At 68.8% G+C, this 23,987-nt stretch carries 20 protein-coding genes and 1 pseudogene (1 of these 21 only partly in view); 5 read left to right on the forward strand and 16 right to left on the reverse strand.

Annotated elements, in window-relative coordinates; all coding sequences use genetic code 11:
* Positions 1-270: 270 nt before the first annotated feature.
* Positions 271-861, reverse strand: a pseudogene (locus AAC979_RS17695) (integrase core domain-containing protein); the annotation flags it as partial.
* 19 nt (positions 862-880) lie between these two features.
* Here AAC979_RS17695 and AAC979_RS17700 point away from each other — a divergent pair.
* Positions 881-1,813, forward strand: coding sequence for a glycosyltransferase (locus AAC979_RS17700; RefSeq protein WP_371348210.1), 933 nt, complete (start codon positions 881-883; stop codon positions 1,811-1,813).
* On the opposite strand, the gene fhuF is transcribed toward AAC979_RS17700, so the two are convergent.
* The 6 genes from fhuF to AAC979_RS17730 form a co-directional block, all read right to left on the reverse strand.
* Positions 1,759-2,484 carry a siderophore-iron reductase FhuF gene (gene fhuF / locus AAC979_RS17705; RefSeq protein ID WP_371348211.1) on the reverse strand — a complete coding sequence of 242 codons (726 nt, stop codon included), beginning with the start codon at positions 2,482-2,484 and terminating at the stop codon, positions 1,759-1,761. The genes AAC979_RS17700 and fhuF overlap by 55 nt on opposite strands.
* Positions 2,481-4,481 carry a Fe(3+)-hydroxamate ABC transporter permease FhuB gene (fhuB, locus tag AAC979_RS17710; RefSeq protein ID WP_371348212.1) on the reverse strand — a complete coding sequence of 667 codons (2,001 nt, stop codon included), beginning with the start codon at positions 4,479-4,481 and terminating at the stop codon, positions 2,481-2,483. Before fhuB ends, fhuF begins: the two co-directional genes overlap by 4 nt.
* Positions 4,474-5,400 (reverse strand): ABC transporter substrate-binding protein, encoded by a 927-nt coding sequence (locus tag AAC979_RS17715; RefSeq protein WP_371348213.1) that lies wholly within the window; start codon positions 5,398-5,400, stop codon positions 4,474-4,476. The genes fhuB and AAC979_RS17715 overlap by 8 nt, the downstream gene beginning before the upstream one ends.
* Positions 5,394-7,802, reverse strand: a complete 2,409-nt coding sequence (locus tag AAC979_RS17720) for a TonB-dependent siderophore receptor (RefSeq protein WP_371348214.1) — start codon at positions 7,800-7,802, stop codon at positions 5,394-5,396. Before AAC979_RS17720 ends, AAC979_RS17715 begins: the two co-directional genes overlap by 7 nt.
* Before the next feature lie 174 nt (positions 7,803-7,976).
* On the reverse strand, positions 7,977-8,894 hold the full coding sequence (locus AAC979_RS17725; protein ID WP_371348215.1) for a FecR domain-containing protein: 918 nt from the start codon (positions 8,892-8,894) through the stop codon (positions 7,977-7,979).
* A gap of 68 nt (positions 8,895-8,962) precedes the next feature.
* Positions 8,963-9,457 (reverse strand): RNA polymerase sigma factor, encoded by a 495-nt coding sequence (locus AAC979_RS17730; protein WP_371348216.1) that lies wholly within the window; start codon positions 9,455-9,457, stop codon positions 8,963-8,965.
* A gap of 218 nt (positions 9,458-9,675) precedes the next feature.
* Between AAC979_RS17730 and AAC979_RS17735 the strand changes: the two genes are divergently transcribed.
* Complete coding sequence (locus AAC979_RS17735) at positions 9,676-10,488, forward strand: ATP-binding cassette domain-containing protein (protein ID WP_371348217.1); 813 nt, start codon at positions 9,676-9,678, stop codon at positions 10,486-10,488.
* Positions 10,489-10,506: 18 nt separating this feature from the next.
* Here the strand turns inward: AAC979_RS17735 and AAC979_RS17740 are convergent, their stop codons facing one another.
* Genes AAC979_RS17740 through AAC979_RS17755 form a run of 4 tightly spaced genes read right to left on the reverse strand, consistent with a single transcriptional unit; the run spans position 10,507 to position 15,072 of the window.
* The gene (locus tag AAC979_RS17740; protein ID WP_371348218.1) at positions 10,507-12,096 is read right to left on the reverse strand and encodes a gamma-glutamyltransferase family protein; all 1,590 of its coding nucleotides are present in this window, start codon (positions 12,094-12,096) and stop codon (positions 10,507-10,509) included.
* A gap of 15 nt (positions 12,097-12,111) precedes the next feature.
* Complete coding sequence (locus tag AAC979_RS17745; protein WP_371348219.1) at positions 12,112-13,437, reverse strand: TRAP transporter large permease subunit; 1,326 nt, start codon at positions 13,435-13,437, stop codon at positions 12,112-12,114.
* A complete protein-coding gene (locus tag AAC979_RS17750) occupies positions 13,427-13,981 on the reverse strand; it encodes a TRAP transporter small permease subunit (RefSeq protein ID WP_371348220.1) in 555 nt (184 codons plus the stop codon). Before AAC979_RS17750 ends, AAC979_RS17745 begins: the two co-directional genes overlap by 11 nt.
* Positions 13,978-15,072: a TRAP transporter substrate-binding protein gene (locus AAC979_RS17755; protein ID WP_371348221.1), complete on the reverse strand. Its 1,095-nt coding sequence runs from the start codon at positions 15,070-15,072 to the stop codon at positions 13,978-13,980. Before AAC979_RS17755 ends, AAC979_RS17750 begins: the two co-directional genes overlap by 4 nt.
* 307 nt (positions 15,073-15,379) lie before the next feature.
* On the opposite strand from AAC979_RS17755, the gene AAC979_RS17760 reads away from it, so the two are divergent.
* Positions 15,380-17,734: an acetamidase/formamidase family protein gene (locus AAC979_RS17760; RefSeq protein WP_371348222.1), complete on the forward strand. Its 2,355-nt coding sequence runs from the start codon at positions 15,380-15,382 to the stop codon at positions 17,732-17,734.
* A 33-nt stretch (positions 17,735-17,767) separates the two neighbouring features.
* Here the strand turns inward: AAC979_RS17760 and AAC979_RS17765 are convergent, their stop codons facing one another.
* The 5 genes from AAC979_RS17765 to AAC979_RS17785 form a co-directional block, all read right to left on the reverse strand.
* The gene (locus AAC979_RS17765; protein ID WP_371348223.1) at positions 17,768-18,691 is read right to left on the reverse strand and encodes an acetamidase/formamidase family protein; all 924 of its coding nucleotides are present in this window, start codon (positions 18,689-18,691) and stop codon (positions 17,768-17,770) included.
* A 41-nt stretch (positions 18,692-18,732) separates the two neighbouring features.
* On the reverse strand, positions 18,733-19,602 hold the full coding sequence (locus AAC979_RS17770) for an ABC transporter permease (RefSeq protein WP_371348224.1): 870 nt from the start codon (positions 19,600-19,602) through the stop codon (positions 18,733-18,735).
* A gap of 10 nt (positions 19,603-19,612) precedes the next feature.
* Positions 19,613-20,440 (reverse strand): ABC transporter ATP-binding protein, encoded by an 828-nt coding sequence (locus AAC979_RS17775; RefSeq protein WP_371348225.1) that lies wholly within the window; start codon positions 20,438-20,440, stop codon positions 19,613-19,615.
* On the reverse strand, positions 20,437-21,459 hold the full coding sequence (locus AAC979_RS17780) for an ABC transporter substrate-binding protein (RefSeq protein ID WP_371348226.1): 1,023 nt from the start codon (positions 21,457-21,459) through the stop codon (positions 20,437-20,439). The genes AAC979_RS17775 and AAC979_RS17780 overlap by 4 nt, the downstream gene beginning before the upstream one ends.
* A 273-nt stretch (positions 21,460-21,732) precedes the next feature.
* Positions 21,733-22,128 carry a transposase gene (locus AAC979_RS17785; RefSeq protein ID WP_371348227.1) on the reverse strand — a complete coding sequence of 132 codons (396 nt, stop codon included), beginning with the start codon at positions 22,126-22,128 and terminating at the stop codon, positions 21,733-21,735.
* 403 nt (positions 22,129-22,531) lie between these two features.
* Between AAC979_RS17785 and AAC979_RS17790 the strand changes: the two genes are divergently transcribed.
* A complete protein-coding gene (locus tag AAC979_RS17790; protein ID WP_371348228.1) occupies positions 22,532-23,764 on the forward strand; it encodes a transporter substrate-binding protein in 1,233 nt (410 codons plus the stop codon).
* Between the two features lie 58 nt (positions 23,765-23,822).
* Positions 23,823-23,987, forward strand: a protein-coding gene (locus tag AAC979_RS17795) for an IS3 family transposase (protein ID WP_371346076.1) (it continues 947 nt past the right edge of the window). Within the gene, positions 23,823-23,987 belong to an annotated coding region that runs on past the window's edge; the region does not span the whole gene.

Here is a 23,987-nt window from a genome sequence, read left to right on the forward strand (position 1 = left end):
TTCTTATGTTATTTATGATGGCCTCCATTCCTCTTGTTCAGCATCGTTTGAACAAGTTCCTTCGGGCGCGTCACTAGTCAGAGGGGTCGACGATGGGTCGTCGAGTGCTTCAGTGCGGCATCGTCAGGGGGGCTGTTAATCGGGGTTGAATAAGGGCCTCGTATTTAGCTGACCTGAGACCCTTTTCTCCTCCGGCTTAGGAGAGAGTCCGAGGGTTGATGATCCGAGACCATTTTCTGGACCGCCGGAAGCTGGAGTTTCCGGCCTTCTTCACGGCGGTGGGCTGGGTGCGCCGCCGGGGTTCTGCAGCGAGATCGGGGGTTTGTGGCCGATGGCCCCGTGCGGCCGATCCTCGTTGTAATATCTGAGCCAAGCCTCCATCTTTTCGGCCGCGTCTGCAAGCGTCAGGAACCAGTGCGTGTTCAGGCACTCGCTGCGGAAGCGGCCGTTGAATGCCTCGATGAAGGCATTGTCGGTGGGCTTGCCGAGCCGGGAGAAATCCAGCGTCACCCCCTTTGCATAGGCCCACAGATCGAGGTCACGGGAGATGAACTCCGAGCCCTGGTCGACCCGGATCGTCCGTGGATAGCCCACCTTGGCGCAGACCTTTTCCAGGCTCGCGACCACGTGCTCGGCCCGATAGCTGAAACGCGGATCGACCACCGGTGAGAAGCGCGAGAAGGTGTCGACGACCGTCAGCACGCGGATCTTGCGGCCGGTGGCAAGCTGGTCATGGACAAAGTCCATCGCCCAGACATCGTTCGGCCGGGTGGCAGGCGCCCGATCCTCCCGCAACTTTGCCTTCACCCGACGCTTCGGCGTCTTGTTCCGCAACTGCAGGCCTAGGGGCCGCAGGGTGCGTGCCGGGAGGACATCGGTGTTGACGGCTTCCGACGTCAAGCGACCCATTCTGTTTATGGATATCGTGCAGGACTACCCGACCATGGGCGGCGTTGCGCGGGTATCGGAGCAGGTCTTCGGGCTGCTTGCGCGGCAGTTCAGCCCGCGCGTGCTGTCCGCGCGGGCGCTCGCGCGGCACCTGGGGCTGGACGCACCCGACCTCGCTTATCTCGACCGCGAGCGGCATGTGGCGCAGGCACTCGCCCGCCAGCTTCCGGACGCGATCCTGTTCTTCCCCAATTTCCAGTCGCCCGTGCCGGGCCGGCTGCGGGGCGGCACCTCGCCGGTCATCAGCCTGATCCACGACCTGCAATTCGCCTTCCTGGCCCAGTATTTCCCGCCCCAGCGCCGCGACTGGCTCTCCGGTGCCTTCGCGGAAGCCGGCGCGCACTCCGACTGCCTCGTCTTTGTCAGCCAGACGACGCGGCGACATTATCTGGAACGCTACGGCGCGCCGCGCAATCAGGCGGTGATCTACAATCCCATCAGTGTGGAGCCTCCGGGACCGCGCCCGCCGGAGGCCGGGTCGGAACCGTTTCTCCTGGCCTCGATGCATGCCCACCCTCACAAGAACTTTGCCGGGCTGTTTCGCGTGTTCGAGGCTCTGGCCGCCCGCCTGCCCAACCTCCGCCTGCTGCTCACCGGCCATGGCCGCGAGACCCTGCCGGGGCTCGCCGAGCTGGCGCATCCGCCGCCGGGGCGCATACGCCATCTCGGTCATGTCGAGGACCGGATGCTTCAGTCGCTCTCCTACCACGCCACGGCCTTTGTGAGCCTGTCGGCGAGACCGTGTATCGGCGTGTCCCGCGGAGCACTTCCGGATGGTCCGCGGCCTCTCTCCAGGCAGTCGGATCGGCCTCAATTACCGCTTCTGACGGCGGGCGGCCGGTCGAGCGGGCAGGTGCCGCAATAGGCAAGCGCGGGCACGAGATAGCGCAGGCAGCAGACGCGGCGCTGGCGGGTGCCGTCGGCGAGGTAGCGCACCGGCTCGGCGAGCGGGTTGGCCGCGCCGGAGGCGAGCCGCCGCCGCGCCAGCAGCTCGCGCCCGTGCCGCACGCCGGGATGCGCCTCGCCCAAGAGGCCGGCGCAATGGCTGACGACCCGCTCGAAAAGATTGCCGGCATTGCTCCATAGCACCCGCCGCGTCAGCCCGCTGGCGCGCGCGAGACTGTCGATCGCCGCGGGCAGATGCGCCTCGACCAGAAAGCCGAAGCGCGTCTCGGCGTCGCCGGCCCGAACCGCGCCCCCCGGCTCCGGCAGGGCGAAGGCGGCGACGCCGCCCTCGGCGTCCAGCGTCACCCGCATCCGCTCCGGCGCCAGTGGCAGGCGCCAGTCGGCGGCGATCGCCGCCGCCGTCGCCGGCACCAGCAGGCGGGAGAAATAGAGCTTCGACCATTGCGAGGCGACCGCCCGCGCCTCCGGCTCGTCATAGCGCGCGGCGAAACGGGCGAGCACGCCGGCAAGCCGCTCCCCGGCCAGCAGCGCGCCGAGCGGCTCCGGCCCCGCGCGGCCGTCATCGACGAACAGCGCGTCGCCGATCTCTTCCAGCGCGCCCCGGAACAGTGGTGCCAACGGCTCGATCATCGCCGCCTCATGATCACGCCATAACCCAGCGCGCCGATCACCGTCACCACCAGCCCGGCCGGCGCGTCCCAGGGAAAGGCGATGGTGCGGGCGAGAAGATCGGCCAGCACCAGGAGAAAGGCGCCGATCAGCACCGCCCCGCCGATCTCGGCCAGCGGCGTGGCGAGGCCGGCGCGGCGGGCGAGATGCGGCGCCAGCAGGCCGACAAAGCTGACCGGGCCGACGATCAACGTCGCCGTCGCCGTCAGCACGGCAGTCAGCACGACGAGCGCCAGCCGCGCCCGCGCCACACCGACGCCCAGCGACCGCGCCGCCGCGCCGCCAAGCGGCAGCAAAGCGAGCCAGCGCCGCAGAAAGGGCAGGAGGGCGACACCGGCGGCGAGCATAGCGAGCGCCAGCACCGCATCGGCCGGGCGCACCGCATAGGTCGAGCCGGACAGCCAGCCCAGCAGCGCCGCCAGCCGGGGATCGCCGAGCACCAGGGCGACCGACAGCACCGAACCGGCAAAGGCGCTCACCGCCACGCCGGTCAGCAGCAGCGTCTCCGGCGCGAAGCCGGAGCGCCGCGCCAGCCGCAGGCTCAGCCCCAGCATGGCGAGCGCACCGAGGCTGGCGAGCGCCATCGCTTCGCTGCGCCCCATGGGCGGCAGCAGCAGCACCGCCGGAATCAGCAGCAAGGCCGCGCCGGAGGACACGCCGGTCAGTTCCGGGCTCGCCAGCGCATTGCCGGTCAGCCGCTGCATCAGGCAGCCGGCAAAGGCCAGCATGCCCCCCGCCGCGCCGGCCGCCGCCAGGCGCGGCCAGCGCCAGGGCAGAAGCTCGGCCCAGTCGGACCCGGTGGCGAGAAACCAGCCTTCCGGCAGCCGCCCTACCGACAGGCCGGCGAGGATCGCCAGCGCCAAGGCGAGGCCGGCCAGCGCCAGGACCGGCCCGGCCCGGCGCCGCGTCGTCGTCGGGGCGGCGGCCGGGCGCGGCGGGGCCGGCGGCAGGCGGCGCAGCAGCACGATCAGCAGCGGCGCCCCGAGCAGCGCCGTCACCACGCCGGCCGGAATGTCGATGGCGCCCGAGAGCAGCAGTGCCGTCTGGTCGGTCACCAGCAGCAGCCCGGCGGAAATCAGCGGCGCGGCGATCAGCGCCGCGCCCGCCCGCCGGGCGCCGGAGAGATCGGCCAGCGCCGCCCCGGCGAGGCCGACAAAGCCGAGAATGCCGAGTTCGGCGCAGACCAGCGCCGCTGGCACCAGAGCGAGGACGAAGGCGATGAGCCGCAGCCGCGCCGGCGGCAGGCCGAGCCCGCGCATCGCGTCGTCGCCGAGTTCGAGCAGGCCGAGCGGGCGCCGCAGGAGGGCGACGCCCGCCCCCGTCGCCACCGCCGCGAGCGCCAGCAGCCGGACGCCGGACCAATTGTCCTGCACCAGCGCGCCGGACTGCCAGATCAGCAATTCGCCGATCTCCTCGAAATGCACGAGGATCATCAGGCCGCTGAAGGCGTCGAGGCACAGCGACAGCACCAGCCCGTTGAGGATCACCCGCAGCGGCTCGAAGCGCGAGCGCAGCGACAGGAGCAGCACCAGCCCGGCCGCCAGCCCGGCGCCGAGCAGCGCCGGCAGGAAGAAGCCGGCGGCAAGGCCCGGCGCCCAGACCAGCGTGGCGGCGACGCTGGCGCGCGCGGCGGCGAACACCCCGAGCGTACCGGCCTCCGCCAGCGGGTTGCGCAGGCTCTGGCGCAGCAGCACCGCGCTGACGCCGAGCAGCCAGCCTGCGCACAGCGCCGCCGCCACGCGCGGCAGGAGCCCATAGACCACCCGCAGCGCGGCAAGGTCATTGTCCGCAGGCGGGAAGAGCCGGAGCGCGCCGATGGTGACGCCGCTCCCGGCGAGATTCACCGCCGCCAGCGCCGCGCCGAGCGCGAGCAGCGCCGCCGCCAGCCTCAGGCCCGGCCGGCGGGCGGTGGCGCGCGGCACCGGTCCGGCGGTGGCCGGGCGCGCCGCCTCAGCCATCGCCCAGCGCCGGCAGGCGGTCGGCCAGAGCGCGGGCGAAGCGCGTCACCGAACACGGCCCGCCATTGGGATAGACCACGGGCAGCCCGACGAGCCGCCCCTGCCGCACCGCCGGCAGCGCGTTCCACACCGGGCTCTGCGCCAGCCGGGCGAGCGCCGCCTCGGTCTCGACGCCGCGGTCGAAATGCACGATCACCGCCTCCGGCCGCTCCGCGAGCCGCAGCACCGGGGCGCTGGTGACGCCGAAGCCGTTGACCCGGCCCTCATAGGCATTGGCGAGGCCGAGCCGCGCCAGCGTGTCGCCGATCATGCCGCGCCCGCCGAACAGGGAGAGATTGCGCCCGTCGCGGTTGAAGCGGCAGACATAGACCGGCCGGGCAAAGCCGCGCAGCGCCGCCGCGCCCGCCTCCAGCGCCGCCGCGCAGCGGGCAATGGGCGGTTCGGCCCGCGCCGGCTCGGCCACCAGCGCGGCGAGCCGGCGCAGCAGCGCCTCGCCATGCGCCACCGCCGGCTGCTTGCCCGGCAGCACCGGCAGCGCGGTGAGCGGGGCGATCCGCGCCAGCACCTCCAGCCCCGCGCCCTGCCAGTCCGCCAGCAGGATGCGTTCGGGGGCGAGATAGCGCAGATAGTCGAGATTGGGCTCGGCGAGCGGGCCGAGATCGCGCACCGCCTCCGGCAGCACCGGCTCGGCCACCAGCCGGCGGTACAGCGCCACATTGGGCGTCGCCAGCGGCACGATGGCGAGGGTGAGCAGCAGTTCGGTAATCAGCAGGTCCATGCTGACGAGGCGCGAGGCGTCGCTGGCGGCGGCGTGCCGCGCGGCGAGCAGCAGGGGAACGGCGCAGGCGCCGGCCAGAAGCCGGCGCCGGTCGATCCCCGCCCGCGCCACCGCACCGGTGCCCGCGGCGTGCCTCACCATTTATAGCTCAGCGTGCCGATCACCGTCGCCGGCTCGCCATAGCGGCAGCCGTCGATGGAGACGCAGGTATAATATTGCTCGTTGAGAACGTTGCGGGCATTGATCTTCAGCGTCGCGCCCTGCAGCTTCGGATTGTAGACGCCGAGATCGACGCTGGCCATGGCGTCGACCAGCGTATAGGCCGGCACCTCGTAGAGGCTGTCATAGAGGTTGGTGGTGCCGATATAGCGCACGCCGGCGCCGATCTTCACCCCGCGCAGGCCGATCTCGTCCAGCGTGTAGGTCAGCCAGAGCGAGGCGGCATTGCGCGGCACAAGCGCCACCTGCTGGCCGATATCCTCGGCATAGGCGCTCTCCGTCACCTTGGCATCGGTGTAGCTGTAGGCGGCGATCAGCTCCAGCCGCCCGATCTGGCCGCGCGCCTCGAATTCGAAGCCGCGCGAGCGCACCTCGCCCTGCTGGTAGGAATAGCCCAGCGCGTCATAGGTCACGACATTGGTCTGGGTAATGTCGTAGACGGCGGCGGTGAACAGCAGGTTCTGCCCCACCGGCTCATAGCGCAGGCCCGCCTCATATTGCAGGCCCTTGCTCGGATCGAGCGGCGCGCCGGTGGCGTAGTTCAGCCCCACCTGCGGCTGGAAAGACTGGCTCACGCTGGCATAGGGCGCGAGGCCGTTGTCGAAGAGATAGACGAGGCCGGCGCGGCCGGTGAAAGCGCTGTCTTCCTGGTCGGTGACCTTGCCGGTCTGGTAGGCGGTGGTGGTGCTGTTGGTCCAGTCCTGCCGCCCGCCGAGCAGCAGCACCCAGTGCTCGCCGAACTTGATCTGGTCCTGCACGAACAGGCCGTACTGGTTGGCCAGCGTGTCGGAGCCGCGGTCGATGGCGAAATTGACGTTCGGGCCGCCATAGGAGACGCCGGTGTCGAGATCGAGGAAGCTGTAGGAACCGCCGCGATAGCGGTGGGAATCGTAGGAGCGCAGATAATAGTCGAAGCCGATCAGCGCGGTGTGCTCGGCGCCCAGCGCATCGAACTTGGCTTCCAGCGAATTGGCCGAGGTCACGCCATAGGAGGCGTCGTAGCGGGTCTGGGCGATCCGGGCCAGCAGCCCGCCGGTCTGCGACAGCGGCGCGAGATTGCCGGTCATGTAGCTCCAGTCGACATTGGCCTCGTAGTAGCGGGCATTGCTGCGGAAGGTCAGGCCATTGTCGAAATGGTGCTCGAACAGGGCGGCGACGGTGGAACTGTCGCTGCTGTAGCTGTCGAAGCCGTCAATGCCGAGAAATTCGCTGCGCGGGATGTTGCCGGCACTGACATCCTCGAACTGCAGCGGGGTGGCGAAAGCGGTATCGACGCTCTGATAGCTCGCGAGCAGGGTCAGGGTGGTGTCGTCGGTCGGGCTCCAGGTGATCGCCGGGGCGATGTAGGCCTTGTCGTCCGGCGTGTTGTTCACCCAGTTCTCGCCGTCGCGGTAAAGGCCGGTGAGCCGGTAGGTCAGCGTGCCGTCCTCGGTGAGCTTGCCGCCGAAATCGGCCGAGATCTGCTTGTATTGATAAGTGCCGCCTTCGAGATTGACCTCGCGCAGCGTCTCCTCGGTCGGCCGCTTGGAAATGGCGTTGATCACGCCGCCGGGCGACATCTGGCCGTAAAGGATGGAGGCCGGCCCACGCAGCACCTCGACGCGCTCCAGCCCGTAGGGCTCCTGGCCGCCGCCATAGACGTTGGACTGGAACTGCATGCCGTCGCGCAGCATGCCGCTCGACCCGTCGGCGACGTTGAAGCCGCGCATCATCACATCGTCGGCCATGCGGCTGAAGGAGCCGGACTGGGCGACCACGCCGGGCGTGTAGAGCAGCGTGTCGGTCAGCGAGGTGGCGTTCTGGTCGGCGATCTGGTCCGCCGTCACCACGCTGATCGACTGCGGCGTCTCGATGATCGGCGTGGCGATGCCGGTGCCGGAGGAAGTGGTGGTGGCGAGATAGCCGTCGACCGGACCGAACGGGTTCTGCTCGCCCGCCACCTCGATGATGCCGAGCTCGATCGAACCGTCGGCGGCAGCCCCGGCCCCGCCGGCGGAAGGTGCGGCGATGGTCAGCGTGTTGCCGCTGATCCGGTAGGTGAGCCCCGAGCCCGCCAGCAGCCGGTCCAGCGCCTCGGCATAGGTGAGGGTGCCGGCGATCGCCGGCGCGGTGCGCCCGCGCGCCAGCCCGGCATCGAACAGAAGCTGCAGGCCGGTGGCGTTGGAAAAGGCGATCAGCGCGCGCGACAGCGGCTGGGCGGGAAGATCGAGGCGCACCCGGGTGGCGGCGGGCGCGCCCTGGGCGTGGGCCGGGGCGCTCAGCAGGGCCGGCGTGACCAGCGCGCTCGTAATCAGGAGCGCCAGCGCCAGCGCCGGGAAAGGCAATCGCCGATCCGGCGCGCCGCGCCGCGATGCCCTGCCCGTTCCGTCCCCGATATCGCCTGGCTGCATGGACCCTGCCCTTTTGTGTTCGCTTGCGAAGGGCGCGTCGTGCAGCCTTCACAAGCTCAGACACCCGGGAGGGACGAACCAATGAGCGCGCGGGGAAAAAAATTTCAGCTAGCGGCCATAGACGAGGGCAATGAGACGGCCATCGACCACCCGCACCGGAAGCGTCGCCGCAATGGTGGCAAGGGCGCCGTCGACATTGGTGGTCTCGAACACGGCCGTCACCGGCATGGTGCCGACAGTCTGGTCCATGAGGATGATGCGCCCGCGCCGGTAGCGCTGCAGTTCGCGCAGCACCTCGGCGAGCGGGACATCCTCGAACACCAGGCGATCGCGCCGCCAGGCCTGGACAAGGGCCATGTCCACCTCGACCGGCGCGGTCAGGCCGCCGGGGCCGTAGCTCACCTGCCAGCCCGCCTCCAGCGTCAGCGGCGGGGTGTTCGCCACCGACACGGCGACGGCATGTTCCACGACCGCCACCGCGACGGTGGAATCGCCGAGCTTCACGTCGAAGGCGGTACCCAGCGCGCGGGTTCGCCCGGGCCCGGCCTCGACGATGAAGGGCCGCGCCGGGTCCGGGGCGACCTCGAAGAACGCCTCCCCGGCGACCAGCACGACGCGGCGCAGGCCGGCGGTGAAATCCATTGTCAGCGCCGAGGCGCTGCCCAGTTCCACCCGGCTTCCATCCTCCAGCGTGACGCTGCGCCGTTCGCCGGCGGCGGTCCGCACGCTGGCGAACAGGATATGGCGGTTGACCAGTACATAGCCCGCCGGCGCCGCGGCGAGCGCCGCCAGCCCGCCGAGCAGCACGTCGCGTCGGCCGAGCCGGCCGGCCCGGCGCAGGCGGCGGAACTCCGGCTCGACCGCATCGAAGCGCCGCCACAGGGCTTCCGCCCGCGCGAAGGCGGCTCCATGCGCGGGATCGGCGGCGAGCCAGGCGTCGAAGGCGCGACGCTCATCGGCGCCGCTCTGCGCATCGCGCAGGCGCACGAACCATTCAAGGGCGTCGGTGTCGACGGGTTCGGTCACGGAGAAGGCTCATGCGCGTTTGGGGGGACGGGAGCGCGGCCCCGGCCCTCCGGATCGGGGAGCGGAGCCTACAGGCGCCGGCTGAGTTCCGCCATCGCCGCGACGATGTGGGAGATCACCGTGTTGCGCGACACCTCCATCCGCGCAGCCGCCTCGTCATAGGACAACCCCTCGATGCGGCAGAGCACGAAGGCCTCGCGCCGGCGCGGCGGCAGCGCGGCCAGGGCGGTCAGCAGGCACAGCAGCTCGCTGCGATGCACCGCCGCCATTTCCGGCGAGGGAGCGAGATCGGCGATCTCGTCCAGCGGCGCGCCGGAAAGCTCGATCTGGGCGCGCCGGCGCGTGTCGCGCAACTGGTTGAGCGCCAGATGCCGCACCGCCTGCATGACATAGGCCGGGCTCGGCGCCTCGGCCTCCGGGCGCCGGCCCAAGAGGTTGACGAAGGCCTGCTGCACCACATCCTCCGCGCTCGCCCGATTGCGCAGGATGCGGCGCACATAGGCGCGCAGGCGCCCCTGCTCGGCGACGTAGAGCCGTGTCACGTCCAGAAGGTGGGCAGTCATCTCGTCACGAACCGGAGCGCAAGACAGGAGAGTGGAGTGGAGTCGACTCGCACCCTATTCATGCTGTTGACTTGATTCAACATCCATAGTTTTGACTTATTATAATATAAGATCGTTCCGATCCGCCCGCCTATACTTGAATTGACCGCGCGCCGCGGAATGGCGTAAGCGGAGAGCCGGGAGCCGGATCGACTCCCGCCGTCAGGTGAGGATACCGCTTGAACCCGAGACCCACCCACCCCGCCGCCGCTGCGGACGCCGCGCCGCTGTTCGCTCTCGACCGCGTCAGCTTCGCCGTCCCCGGACGGGTGCTGCTCGAACCGCTCACCCTGACGCTGCCGAAGGGAAGCCTGATCGGCCTGATCGGGCATAATGGCTCGGGCAAGTCGACGCTTTTGAAGATCCTGGCGCGCCAGCATCCGGCCGGAGCCGGAGAGGTGCGCTTCGACGGGCGCCCGCTCGGCGCGTGGAAGGATCGCAGCTTCGCCCGCAAGCTGGCCTATCTGCCGCAGGCGACGCCGCCCACCGGCGGGCTGCTGGTGCGCGAACTGGTGGCGCTCGGGCGCTATCCCTGGCATGGCGCGCTCGGCCGCTTCACCGAGACCGACCGCGCCAAGGTGGAGGAGGCGATCGAACTGACCGGCATCGGCCCCTTCGCCGACCGGCTGGTCGACACGCTGTCGGGCGGCGAGCGCCAGCGCGCCTGGCTCGCCATGCTGGTCGCGCAGGACGCCGAATGCCTGCTGCTGGACGAGCCGACCTCGGCGCTGGACATCGCCCATCAGCTTGAGGTGCTGGCGCTGGTGCGCGACCTCTCGCACGCCAAGGCGCTGAGCGTCATCGCGGTGCTGCACGACATCAACATGGCGGCGCGCTTCTGCGACGAGATCCTCGCCCTCAGCGGCGGAAGGCTGGTGGCGCGCGGGGCGCCGGACGACATCGTCACGCCCTCGCAGTTGCAGACGATCTACGGCCTGCGCATGGAGGTGCTGAACCGCGCCGGCGGCGGGCTGATCGCCACGCCGGCCTGACCGGCCGGCGCCGCACCGTCAGAACCCCATGGCGGCGCCGTCGCTGCGCGGGTCCCCCGCCCCTTCGAGCGTGCCGTCCGCCCGGCGGACAATGGCGCCGGCATGGCCCATCATCGCGTCGAAGGCCGGCACGATCTCGACATCGTGCCCAGCGGCGCGCAGGGCGCCCACGAGTTCCGGCGCGAAGCGATCCTCCAGCTTGAGCGTGACGGTCTCGGCGCCCCAGGTGCGCCCGAGCAGCCAGCGCGGCGCGGTGATCGCCGCCTGCAGTTCCTCGCCGAACATGGCATAGCGCGAGAACAGCGCGGCCTGCGTCTGCGGCTGCCCCTCCCCGCCCATCGTGCCATAGACCATGTGGCGGCCATCATTGAAGCTCGCCATCGCCGGATTGAGCGTGTGGAACGGCTTGCGGCCGGGGGCGAGCACGCGCGGCCCGCTGCCGGCGAGCGCGAAGCTGGAGCCGCGATTCTGCCAGACAATGCCGGTCTGCGGCAGCACCACGCCGGAGCCGAACTCGAAATAAATGCTCTGGATGAAGCTGGCGGCCAGCCCCTCGCCGTCAATGGCACCGAGCCACACCGTGTCGCCCGCCGAGGGCGGGGCCGGCCAGGCAAGGGCGCGGGCGGGGTCGATGCGCGCGGCGAGACGGTCGAGAACCGCGTCGGCGAGCAGGTCGCGCGGGTCCTCGTCCATCGCATCGGGATCGCCGACGACGCGGTCGCGCACCAGAAACGCCTGTTTGGTCGCCTCGATCAGCCCGTGCAGATGGGCAAAGCCTTCCGGCTGTGCGATACCGAGCCGGCTAAAGATGCCGAGTATGAGCAGCGACGCCAGCCCCTGCGTCGGCGGCGGGAAGTTGAACAGCCGCAGCCCGGGCAGATCGACATGCAGCGGCGTCACCCGCCGGGTACGGCAGGCGGCGAGGTCGTCCAGCGAGACCGGCGAACCGGCCGCGGCGAGATCATGCGCGATGTCGCGGGCGAGCCGTCCGCGATAGAAGCTCTCCGCGCCCTCCCGTCCGATCCGTTCCAGCGTGTCGCCCAGCGCCGGCAGCCTCATCGTCGCGCCCGTGGCCGGCGCGGCGCCGCCCACGAGGAAGCTGTCGGCGAAGCCGGCGACAGGACCGAGTTCGGGCAGCTTCTGCGTGGTCAGCTCGCTCTGGCTTGCGGTGACGGGGAAGCCGTTGCGCGCGTGCCAGACCGCGTCTTCCAGCAGGCGCCCCAGCGGTAGGGTGCCGCCGCGCTCAGCGCTCAGCGCCAGCGCCTGGCCCCAGCCGGCGACGGTGCCAGCGGCGGTGTTGGCCGCCAGCGGCCCGCGCTGCGGAATCGCCGCAAGACCCGCCCTGGCGTAGAGTTCCGGCGTCGCCGCGCCGGCGGCGCGGCCGCAGGCGTCGATGCCGACAGGGGTTTCGCCGGGGGCGCCGATCAGCCAGAAGCCGTCGCCGCCGATCGCTGTCATATGCGGATAGACCACCGCCAGCGTCGCGGCCATGGCCAGCGTCGCCTCGACCGCATTGCCGCCCTCGCGCAGCACCCGCAGCCCCGCCTCGCTCGCCAGATGATGCGGCGAGGTCACCATGCCCCGGCGGGCACGAACCGTATTCAGCATGTCACGCGCCTCCGGCTACCAGCCGATCGCCTTGGGCAGCCAGGTGGCCACCGCGGGGAAGGTGAAGACCAGGGCGACCGCCATCAGTTGCAGGGCGATGAAGGGCAGGACGCCGCGATAGATATCGGCGGTGCGCACCTCCGGCGGGGCGACGCCGCGCAGGTAGAACAGCGCCCAGCCGAAGGGAGGGGTGAGGAAGGAGGTCTGCAGCACGGTGGCGATCAGCGCCGCCGCCCAGACAAGGTCCACCCCGGCGTTCTGCATCAGCGGCAGGAACATCGGCACGACGATATAGCTGATCTCGATCCACTCGATGAAGAAACCGAGCACGAAGATGATCAGCAGCATGAAGATCAGGACGCCGTCCGTGCCGCCGGGAACCAGCGCGAAGGCGTCATGCACCAGCCGCTCGCCGCCGAGGCCGCGGAAGGTGAGGGCGAAGACCTGCGAGCAGATCAGCACGAAGAACATCATCGCCGTGATACGGGCGGTGGACTGGACCGTGTCCACCAGTGTCTTCAGCGTGAAGCGCCCGGCAAACGCCGCGACAATGATGGAGCCGAGCGCGCCCATGCTGGCCGCTTCCGTCGGCGCGGCGATGCCGCCGATGATCGAGCCGAGCACGGCCAGCACCAGGCCAATCGGCGGCAGGCCCACCTTCAGCGCCTTCAGCCACAGCTCCCGGCGCGGCATGGCGCGGCGCTCCTCGAGCGGGATGGCCGGCACCTTCTCCGGCCAGATGATGCCGACGACGATCATATAGACGCAGAACACGCCGGTGAGCAGCAGGCCCGGCATCAGCGCGGCGGCGAACAGCGTGCCGACCGACTCGCCGAGAATATCGGCCAGCAGGATGAGGATGGTCGAGGGCGGGATGAGCTGGCCCAGCGTGCCGGAGGCGCAGATCGCGCCGCAGGACAGGCTCTTGTCATAGCCGCGCCGCAGCAGGGTCGGCAAAGTGAGCAGGCCGAGCGTGACGATGGTGGCACCGACAATGCCGGTTGTCGCGCCCATCAGCATGCCGACCAGCACGATGCCGAGCCCCATGCCGCCGCGCAGGCTGCCGGAGAGATGGCCGATCACCTCCATCAGCTCGTCGGCGAGCCGGGATTTCTCCAGCATCACGCCCATGAAGACGAAGAGCGGGATGGCGATCAGCGTGTAGTTCGCGGTGACGCCATAGATGCGCGCCGGCAGCAGGCTGAACAGCGTGGTGCCGAAGCCGAGCCAGCCGAAAAAGAAGCCGCTGATCGCCAGGGTGAGCGCCACCGGCACCCCGACGAACAGCATGACGAAGAAGGAGGCGATGCAGGCGATCGCCAGGATTTCATTATAGGGCATGGACAGGCACCGGGTCCGACGGCGCCGACGGCGGCGCGATCGGGGAGAGAAGAGCGGCGAGCGCGCGCGCCGTGGCGGAAAGGCTCTGCAGCAGCAGCAGCGCGAAGCCCGCCGGGATCATCGCCTTGAGGATGAAGCGATAGGGCAGCCCGCCGGGGTCGGGCGAGCCCTCGCCGATGCGATAGGACTGCGCCACATAGCGCCAGGACAGCACGATGATGATGACCGAGAGCGCCACCACCGCCAGCGCCGAGAACAGGTCGATCGCCTGCTGCACGCGCGGCGGCAGGCGGGCGAACAGTATGTCCACCCGCACATGGCCCTCATGCTTGATGGTGTAGGCGATGCACAGCAGGGTCAGCGGCGACATCAGGTGCCATTCCAGCTCCTGCATCGCCACCGAGCCGGTATTGAAGGCGTAGCGCATCAGCACATTGCCGGCCATGACGAGGACGAGCGCGAGGCCCGTCCACGCCGCCAGCCAGCCGCAGGCCTCGACGATGGCGTCGAGGCCGCGGGCGATCTTTTCCAGCGCGGCGTTCATGAGCCCCTGCGGATCTGCGTCTGGTACACCGCCTCCGACAGGCCGGCCCACTGGCTGTGCTCGGCCGCGAACTTGCTGAAGGAGTCGTAGACCTTCTTGATCTTGGGATCGGAATCGGCGAGCTGCTGCAGCGTTGTGGCGGTCACCTCGCGCAGCTTGTCGACCACCGCGGTCGGGTAGGGCGCGGCGATCACGCCCTGGTTCTTCACCAGGTCGGTCATCGCCTCGCCATTGGTCGCCTCGCACCAGGTGTGGCTGAGCACGTTGCAGGCCATGGCGGCGGCACGAACGATTTCCTTGAGGTCGTCCGGCAGGCTTTCCCAGGCGGTCTTGTTGACGATCAGTTCGGTGACGTTGTTCGGCTCGTGCCAGCCGGTGGTGTAGTAATATTTGGCCGCCTTCTGCAGGCCGAGGCGGCGATCCTGATAGGGGCCGACGAACTCGGCCGCGTCGATCACGCCGCGCTCCAGTGCCGGGAAAATCTCGCCGCCCGGCAGCAGCTTCACATCGACGCCAAGCTGCGCATAGACCTTACCGGCCAGGCCCGGGATGCGCATCTTCAGGCCCTTGAAATCCTCGACCTTCTCGATCGGCTTGCGGAACCAGCCGGACATCTGCACGCCGGTATTGCCGAGCGGCATCGGCACGAGGTTGAAGGGCTCATAGAGCTCTTCCCACAGCTTGAGGCCGCCGCCATGGTAGATCCAGGCATTCTGGCCCTGGAAGTTGAGCCCGAACGGCACGCAGGTGAAGAACTGCGCCGCCGGCACCTTGCCGGCCCAGAAATAGGAATTGGCGGCGTTCATCTCGACCGTGCCGGCGGAGACGGCGTCGAAGCCTTCCAGCGCCGGGATCAGCTCGCCGGCGGCGAAGTGCTGGATGGTGAGCCGCCCGCCCGACATCTTGCCGACGAGATCGCAGAAATAGGTCGGGCTGCCCGGGCCGGCGACATAGAAGGGCGCGCCGGGCCCATAGGCGTTGGTCATCTTCCAGTTGAAGCTCTGCTGGGCGCGCGCGACATGCGGCGCGGCGAGGGTGGCGACGGCGGCCGTACCCGCCAGACCGGCGCCCAGGAATCCACGACGATCCATTGCTGTTCCCCTTTGTCCCGATGGCGCCAGGCGCGGCGCCCCGTGATTGATCGGCGCCACTTAAGCCGCCGCGACGCGGCCGGAGCAATGCCCCTAAAGAGGCAAACCTGTCGGGGGCACAATGGCGCCGCGGGTCTTCCTCCTGGCTAAAACTGTTTTATTACAGCGCGTTAAGCGGAGATGACGAGGAATTGTGCAGCGCCGGCCCTGATCGCCACGACAAGTTTTTGTGCGCCATTCGTCAAAGTGCTTCACTGGCGCCGAGGCGCCGCCTGCGTCATCCGTCCGCCAGCCCGAGGGATCGTCCATGAACCGAGCCGTTCCCATCTCCATTAATGCCTTTCCCGCCTCCAAGCAGGAGGCGGCATGGCGCGAGACGCTGGCCTCGCTCGGTCTGGCGGCGCAGCTTGCCGCCACGGAGGCGTTTCATTTCGGCGAGGTCTCGATCAAGCGTTCGCCGACGCAGGCGACCTTCGCCCTGCTCCGCTCGGCGGCACAGAAACTCACCGCCTTGGATCGGGCCGCCCGGAACGCCCGGGAGCCGGCGAGGAGCGACGCGCCGGTGCTCATCGGCTTCGTCACCTATGGGCGCGGGCATCTCACCGATTCCGGCCGCCGCGCCGCCGAATTCGCCGATGGCGATCTGTGGGTGTGCGACCCCGCCAACCCCTTCTCGGTGCAGTTCCGCAACGATTTCGAGCTGCTGCTGCTCTGCCTGCCGCGCGAGCGGCTGGTGGGCCGCTTCGGCCGCGCCGCCACCGTGCCGACGCTGGTGCTCGGCGAAACCGTCTCCGCCGCCGCCGCCCGGCCGCTGATGCGGGCGCTTGCCTCGCATTTCGCCGTGATGGAGGATGGCGATGTCATGGCGGCGGAGCCGGCGATCACCGAACTCGTGCTGTCGGCGCTGCTGGCCGAGGCCCGGCCGGAGGAGGACAACGCCACCCAGGTGCAGGCGGCCCATCTCGCCCGCGTCTGCGCCCAGATCGAGGCACGGCTGCGCGAGCCTGATTTGTCGGTGAACGACATTGCCGACGCCGAGGGCCTGTCCGCCCGCTACATCCAGCGGCTGTTCGAGGGGCAGGACCGCTCCTTCTCCGATTATGTGCGCCACCGCCGGCTGGAACAGTGCCGGCTCGATCTGGTCAACCCGCAGCACGCCGACCGTTCCATCGCCGAGATCGGCTTTCGCTGGGGCTTTGCCGATCAGGCGCATTTCAGCCGTGTGTTCAGCGCCGCCTATGGCATCTCGCCGCGCGACTACCGCAAATCCTCCGGCGCAACCGTGGAGACGCGGTGGACGCGAGGCCGCCCCATGCATTCGGGCGCCCGGCCCGCCCGTCCGGCGCCCGCGGCCGCAGCTGCCACCGAGGCACCCGATGTGCCGGCGCCGGTGCGCCCGCGCGAGGTGGTCGCGCCCGGCCATCACCATCTGCCGGTCTCGCGGGAGACGGTGCATTGGGGCTATCTCTCGCGCAGCATCGCCCCCGCCCTGCGGGTGCGCTCCGGCGCGCGGGTGACGATCGAGACCCTGACCCAGCACGCCTATGACGATCATGAGCGGATGATCGCCGGCGATCCCGGGGCCGAGAGCGTGTTCCGCTGGACCGCCGACTACAAGGCCGTGGACCGGCGCGGCGCCGGGCCGGTCAACGCCTCCATTTTCGGGCGCGGCGCGGGCGAGGGCTTCGGCGTGCATATCTGCACCGGGCCGATCTTCGTCCATGGCGCCGAGCCCGGCGACGTGCTGGAAGTGGAAATCCTCGATCTCAAGCCGCGCCCCTGCGCCAACCCGGCGCATGCCGGCGCCGCCTTCGGCTCCAACGCCGCCTCGGCCTGGGGCTTTCACCATGACGACATTCTGGACGAGCCGCGCAAGCGCGAGGTCATCACCATCTACCGCACCGATGCCGCCGGCGAGAGCGGCTATGCCGAGGCGGTCTATTCCTTCCGCTGGGCGCCGCAGACCGACCCGTTCGGCGTCGTGCACGAAACCATCGACTACCCCGGCGTGCCCGTCGACCACCGGCTGATCGAGAAGCGCGAGGGCGTGCTGGTGGGGGCCCGCATCCCGGTGCGCCCGCATTTCGGCTTCATCGCCGTGGCCCCGCGCGAGAGCGACATGGTGGATTCGGTGCCGCCCGGCTATTTCGGCGGCAATATCGACAATTGGCGCGCCGGCAAAGGTTCCTCCGTCTATCTGCCGGTGGCGGTGCCCGGCGCCCTTCTGTCCATCGGTGATCCGCATCTGGCGCAGGGCGATGGCGAAATCAGCGGCACGGCGCTGGAATGCTCGCTCACCGGCGAGATCCGGCTGGTGCTGCACAAGCGCGGCGAGACCGACAAGCCGTTTCTCAACGGGCTCGGCGCCCCGCTGATCGAGACGCCCGACGCCTGGCTGCTGCATGGTTTCAGCTACACTAATTATCTGCGCGAACTCGGCCGCAACGCGCAGTCCGAGGTGTTCAAGCGCTCCTCGCTGAGCCGCGCCCTGCGCAGCGCCTTCCGCGCCGCGCGCAAATTCCTGATGGAGCGCTACGGCCTCGACGAGGACGAGGCCATCTCGCTGATGTCGGTGGCGGTGGATTTCGGCGTCACCCAGGTGGCCGACGGCAATTGGGGCGTCCATGCCAGGATCAGCAAGGCGATCTTCGCCGGGCGCTGATGCCGAAGCCAGACACTGGGCACCGGCGACGGATCACGCCGCGAACTGGGCGAGGATCGCTTTGTCGACCTTGCAGATATAGGTGTATTTCGGATTCACCACCTGGGTGCAGCGGGCCTCGGCGATCTGGCCGAGCAGCATATAGCCCTCCGGCGCCGGGATGCCGTAGTCATCCTCCAGCCAGTAGATCATTTCCTGGAAGGCGATGCGCATCGCGTCCTCCAGCGGCCGCGCGCAGCCGAGCGTGCAGATATGCGTCGGCGTCTCGATGCGGGGATGGGCGAGCCGCGCGGGTGCCGTCTCCAGCGTCACCCGCACGGTCAGCGTGGCGGCGATCTCGATCGCGCCCATGCCATTGGCCTCGCCATCGCCCTGCAGCGCATGGCAGTCGCCGAGGAAGAGATGCGCGCCATCATGGTTGACGCGGAACATCACCGTGTTGCCGGGGGTGATTTCCTGCACGTCGAGATTGCCGCCATGGGTGCCGTTGTCCACGGTGAGCACCGCGCCATGCACCGGGGCAACGCCGGCGACGCCGATCATCGGCCGCACCGGCAGCTTCACCTTGTCGCTCCAGTGGACGAGGCCGTCCTTCACCTCGACGACATGGGTGCGCAGCCCGAACTCCTTCTGCCGCACCCAGTCCGGGAACATGCCGATGCCGGGCCACAGCGCAGTGAAGCCCAGCGTGTCGAGCTCCATGCCGAGAATTTCCAGCTTCAGCATGTCGCCCGGCCTGGCGCCCTTGACCTCGATCGGGCCAGTGGCGCCATTGACGAAGGGCAGCGTCACATCCGCCTCGGTCAGTTGCTGGCCGAGATGGCGGATGGTGCCGTCATTGGCATTGATCGCGCACTCCACCACGAAGGTCTCGCCGGGCGATACCGAGGCGATGAAGGCATCATGTGCCGACAAAGCATATTTGATGTTGCCGGACTTGCTGACGCGCTGGGTCATGGTGGTTTCCTGGGCACTGCGGCGGGCGAGGGAGGGGCGTGTCAGCCGAGGCGGCGCCAGGGCATCAGCCGCTTCTCGATCTTGCCGACGATGAAGGTGAGCAGAAGGGCGAGGGCGATGGTGGCGACCAGCGCGGCGAACACTTTCGGGATGATGTAGAGCGAGCCGGCCTTGAAGATGGCGTGGCCGAGCCCTTCCGAGGAGGACATGAACTCGCCGACAATGGCGCCGATCAGCGCGAAGCCGACGGTAAGCTTGAAGCCGGCGAAGATATCGGTGAGCGAGGCCGGCACCACCAGCTTGCGGAAGATCTGGAATTTTGACGCGCCGAGCGTGCGCATCAGGTTGATCTGGTCTTCGTCGACGCCGATGGCGCCCTTGTAGGAGGTGACCAGCGCCACGATCACCACCGAGAGCGTCGACATGGCGATCTTCGAGGTCAGCCCGGTGCCGAACCAGATGATGATGATCGGCGCCAGCGCGATGATCGGGATCGAGCCGAGCGCGATGACGAAGGGCTCGATCACCCGCGACACGAAGCGCGAATACCAGAGCGACAGGCCGATCAGCGTCCCCACCACATTGCCGACGAGGAAGCCGAGCAGCGTCTCCAGCCCGGTCACATAGGTGTCGCGCCACAGGCTGCCATCCTGCGCCATGGTGAGGAGAAAGCCGGCAATGGCCGAGGGCGAGCCGAACATGAAGGCCGCCTGCCGGTCGAAGGCGGTCATGTATTCCCAGAAGGCGAGAAAGGCGGCGAGCAGGGCGATCTGGCTCGCCAGCACCAGCAGGCTCGACCGCCAGCGCGCCCGCCGGTGGGCGGCGAGTCGCCGGGCGGCCTCCGGCGCCGCGAGGTCGGAGGCGCCGGCCGCGGCGGCCATGGGGCGGGGCGGGATCGGGGAACCGTTCATGCCGTTCCTCCTAATTCCGCGTCACGTCGAGATCGGCCCAGATGCGCCGGACATAATCGACAAATCCCGCGCTCTCGCGGGCGGCGATCATGTCGGTGCGTTCCGTGCCGAGGGCGATGTCGTACACCGCCTTCACCCGGGTCGGGCGCTTGGACAGGACGATGACGCGGTCGGCGATGGACACCGCCTCCTCGATGTCATGGGTGATCAGCAGCACCGAGCGCCGGCTCTCGCGCACCAGCCGGGCGGTGTCGCTCTCGATCAGGAGCTTGGTCTGGAAGTCGAGCGCCGCGAAGGGCTCGTCGAGCAGCAGCACGTCCGGCTCATTCACCAGCGTGCGGGCCAGCGCCACCCGCTGGCGCATGCCGCCGGACAGGGTGGTCGGGTAGTGTTCGGCAAAGCCGTGCAGGCCGAGCTGGTCGAGCGCCACATGGGCCCGCTCCTCGGCCTCCGAGAACGGCACGCCGCGTATCTCCAGCCCCAGCATCACATTGCGCAGCGCGGTGCGCCAGGGCAGCAGCAAATCCTTCTGCAGCATGTAGCCGACGCCGGCGGGCTGGCCAGCACTGTCGCGCCCGAACCAGCTCACCCGCCCGGAATCGGGGGTGATCAGCCCGCACAGCGTGTTGAGCAACGTGGTCTTGCCGCAGCCGGAGGGGCCGACAATGGCGACGATCTCGCCCTCGTTCAGCGTCAGCGACAGGTCGCCGATCACGGGCACGACGCGCCCGCCGGCATCGAAGCTCTTGGCGACCTGCGTGACCACGAGGGGCGGCACGCCGGCACCGGCCGGCGCGCGCGCCCCTGCGGCGGTGGCGGGGGGAACCACCGCGCTCACCCGAGCTGCTTGATCGCCTTTTCGGCAAAGGAATTGTCGATGATCTGGTCGAAGCTCACCGTGCCCTTGATGTTGCCGAGATAGAGCTGCATGTCCATCAGATTGGCCCACTGGTCCGGCTTGGTGATCACCGACTGCGCCGGGATGAGGTATTTCAGCTCGGCGTCGATCGCCTTGTCGACCACCTCACCCGGCAAATCGGGGAATTCCAGCCGCGCCACCTTCTTGGCGAAATCCGGGTCGGCATAAGTCTTGCGCGAGGATTCCTCGAACGCCGTCACCAGCGCCTGCACCATGGCCGGATCCTTGGCGATGGTGGAGGGGAGCACCATGATGCCGGTGTTGCAGAACGGGCCGATATAGTTGGAGAAGTCGAACACCACCTTGGAGCCCTGCGCCTCGGCGGCGGCGACGCTCGGCTGGTAGGCCACCGCCATGTCGGCCTGGCCCGCCAGCATGGCGCCGATCTCGGTGCCGGGATTGACCGGCACGATGATGACATCGGTGCCCAGCTTCATGCCGGCCTTTTCCACCATGCGCTTGGTGACGGAATAATTGGTGTTGGGCTCGGGCGAGGTGACGACTTTCTTGCCCTTCAGCGCCATCGGGTCGGTGAAGGGCTCCATGGTCTTCGACACGCCGAAATAATGCGCCCGCTGCACCACCGTGCCGACCACCACGCCGGGGCCGCCATTCTCGCGCGAGATCTGCGCCATGGTGGCGTCGCCAATGGCGAAATCGGCCGAGCCGCCGAGCACGGCGGCGAAGGTCTGGGTGTCGCCGCCGGCGGCGGAGACCTTCATGTCGAGGCCATTCTTCTCGAAGATGCCGGAATGCATGCCGACATAGAGATTGATGTAGCCGAGATTATGCACCGCCTCGCTGAAATTCACCGTCTTCAGCGCCGCGGCGCTGGCGCGCCCGCCGATATAGGGCGCGGCCATGAGGCCGCCGCCGATCAGCGCCGAGGTCTTGAGGAAGCCGCGACGATTGAAGCCGTCGGTTGTGATCCGGGACATGGGTTGCTCTCCACCGTGCTGAATGCCGCATGAGCCTCGGCGGGAAGGAAAAGACCGGGTGCAGCCTGGCGCAAGCGCAAATAGAGCGCAGTAATCTGCCGCGAGGGGCGGCATGTTTTCGCTGCGCCACCGCGAGGGGCGGATGGGAGATACTGTCGCAGCATTCGCGGGCGCGCTCCGCACACGCGGTTGGCGGAATGATTATTTCCGCCGCGCCGCCCGGATCATTCTGTCAGTTTTGCCATTTGGCGCGCCTAAACAAGCGGCAGCGCCTCAGCGCGTGACGCGAACCGAGGCAAAGCGGCCGACCACGGCGCCGCCGCAGCGCTCCGCCGCCAGCATCGAGGCGCGGTGCGGCGGCATCGCGCCCGCCGGCAAAGGGAGGCGCCCGGGCCGGTGCGGCCGCTCGCCGGGCGGGCCGGCGCGCTCGGGCGCGTGCAACTGCTGCGACAGGTTTGACACCAGCGCCCGCAGCCGGCGGTTCTCGGCCTCCAGTTCCTTCATCTGCATCACCGCCGGCGCGCTCAGCCCGCCGAAACGGCGGCGCCAGCGGTAGAAGGTGCGCAGCGAGACCTGGGCGGTGCGGCAGATCTCATCCACCGGCACGCCGGCATCGGCCTCCGCGATCAGGTGGATGATCTCGCTTTCGGTGAACTGCGAACGTCGCATCGGATCGTCCTCATGAATGTTGACGGATCGAACGGTCGAACCTGTCCCCACACCCCAAGCCGGTCATCTGGCGCGGCGGCCGTCAGCCGCACAACAGATAAGCATGCGCTTAATATGAGCACAGTACCGCGTCTCGCCCCGCGCCGCGACCGAAATCCTGCGCCGCGTCACAGCCGGGCCCGGTTGCTTGGCGGCGCGGGAGGGCGCGGGCGGTCCTCGCCCCGGCCCGCATGGTGGCGGGCGGGCAGAGGCGTGCGCCGGCAAGTGGCAATCCTGCCAGAAACGACGCGCCAGCACGGCTGGTGCCGCGCCCTTGGGCAGGGCTGACCATTATATGAAGTTGCGCCCCGGCGGGGGTTCCACAGAATTCGCGGCATCTTGCGAACATCGAGGTGTCCGTCCCATGGTCAAGTTCTCGCGGCGTTCGTTCCTGCAGGCGAGTGGCGTTGCGGCCGCCGGCCTCGCTTCTCCCCTCGCCATGCCGGCCTATCTGCGCAGTGCCCGCGCCGCCGGGCCGGTCAAGCTCGGCTGCCTGTTCTCCTCCTCCGGCACCATGGCCAATCTGGAAGGCCGGCTGAACTATGTGGTGAAGATGGCGGCCGACGAGATCAACGCCAAGGGCGGCGTGAACGGCTCGACCATCGAGGTGCTGGTCTCCGACCCCGCCTCCGACTGGCCGCTCTATGCCCAGACCGCCAAGCAGATGCTGCAGCAGGAAAAGGTTTCCGCCCTGTTCGGCTGCTGGACCTCGGTGTCGCGCAAGAGCGTTCTGCCGGTGGTCGAGCAGGAGAACGGGCTGCTCTATTACCCCCTGCATTTCGAGGGCGACGAGAATTCCAAGAACGTCGTCTATGTCAATTCGCCCCCGGCCAGTTCGGTGCTGCCGGCGGTGGATTATCTGATGGGCGATGAGGGCGTCTCCGCCAAGCGCTTCTTCATGCTGGGCTCGGACTATGTATGGCCGCGCACCATCAACAAGCAGCTCAAGGGCTACTTCGCGTCCAAGGGCATCAAGGAGAGCGCGTGGAAGGAGGAATATGTCCCCTTCGGCTTCTCCAACTTCCAGACGCTGGTGAACCAGATCCGCGCCTTCGCCGATCAGGGCGGCGGCCAGCCGGTGGTGATCCTCACCGTGGTCGGCAATTCGATCCCGGATTTCATGCGCGAATTCGCCAATCAGGGCATTCTCGCCACCGATATTCCGGTGCTCGGCCTCGACATGGTGGAGGCCGATCTCGAAGGGCTCGACACCTCCAAGCTGGTCGGCCACCTCAATTGCTGGGCCTATCTGCAGAACGCCAAGGGACCGGCCAATGAGGCATTCCTGAAGAACTGGGCGTCCTATGTGAAGGCCAAGAACGTGCCCTTCAGCGGCGACGTTTCCATCGACCCGATGGTGTCGGCCTATGACTCCGTGCATCTGTGGGCGATGGCGGCGGCGAAGGCCGGTTCCTTCGACGTGCCGGAAGTCTCCAAGGCCTTCGCCGGCCTGACCTTCGACTGCCCGTCGGGCTACAAGATCTCGATGACGGCTGAGAACAACTATGTCGCCCGCGGCGTGTTCATCGGCTCGGTCAACGACAAGCAGGGCTTCGACATTCTCTGGCAGTCCAAGGACACGCCGAAGCCGGTGTGACGTTGCCCCCTGAAATGACCCCGCTCAGAAGCTAGGATCCGTCGAGAGGAGACGGACGATGCGCAAGAGCCGGTTCAGCGAGGAACAGATCATCGGGATCCTGAAGGAGCACCAGGCCGGAATCCCGGTCGTGGACCTCTGCCGGAAGCACGGGATCAGCGACGCGACCTTCTACACGTGGCGCACGAAGTACGGCGGGATGGAGGTGTCCGACGCCCGCAAC

The organism is Ancylobacter sp. IITR112 (genome assembly GCF_041415945.1).
Lineage (GTDB): Bacteria > Pseudomonadota > Alphaproteobacteria > Rhizobiales > Xanthobacteraceae > Ancylobacter.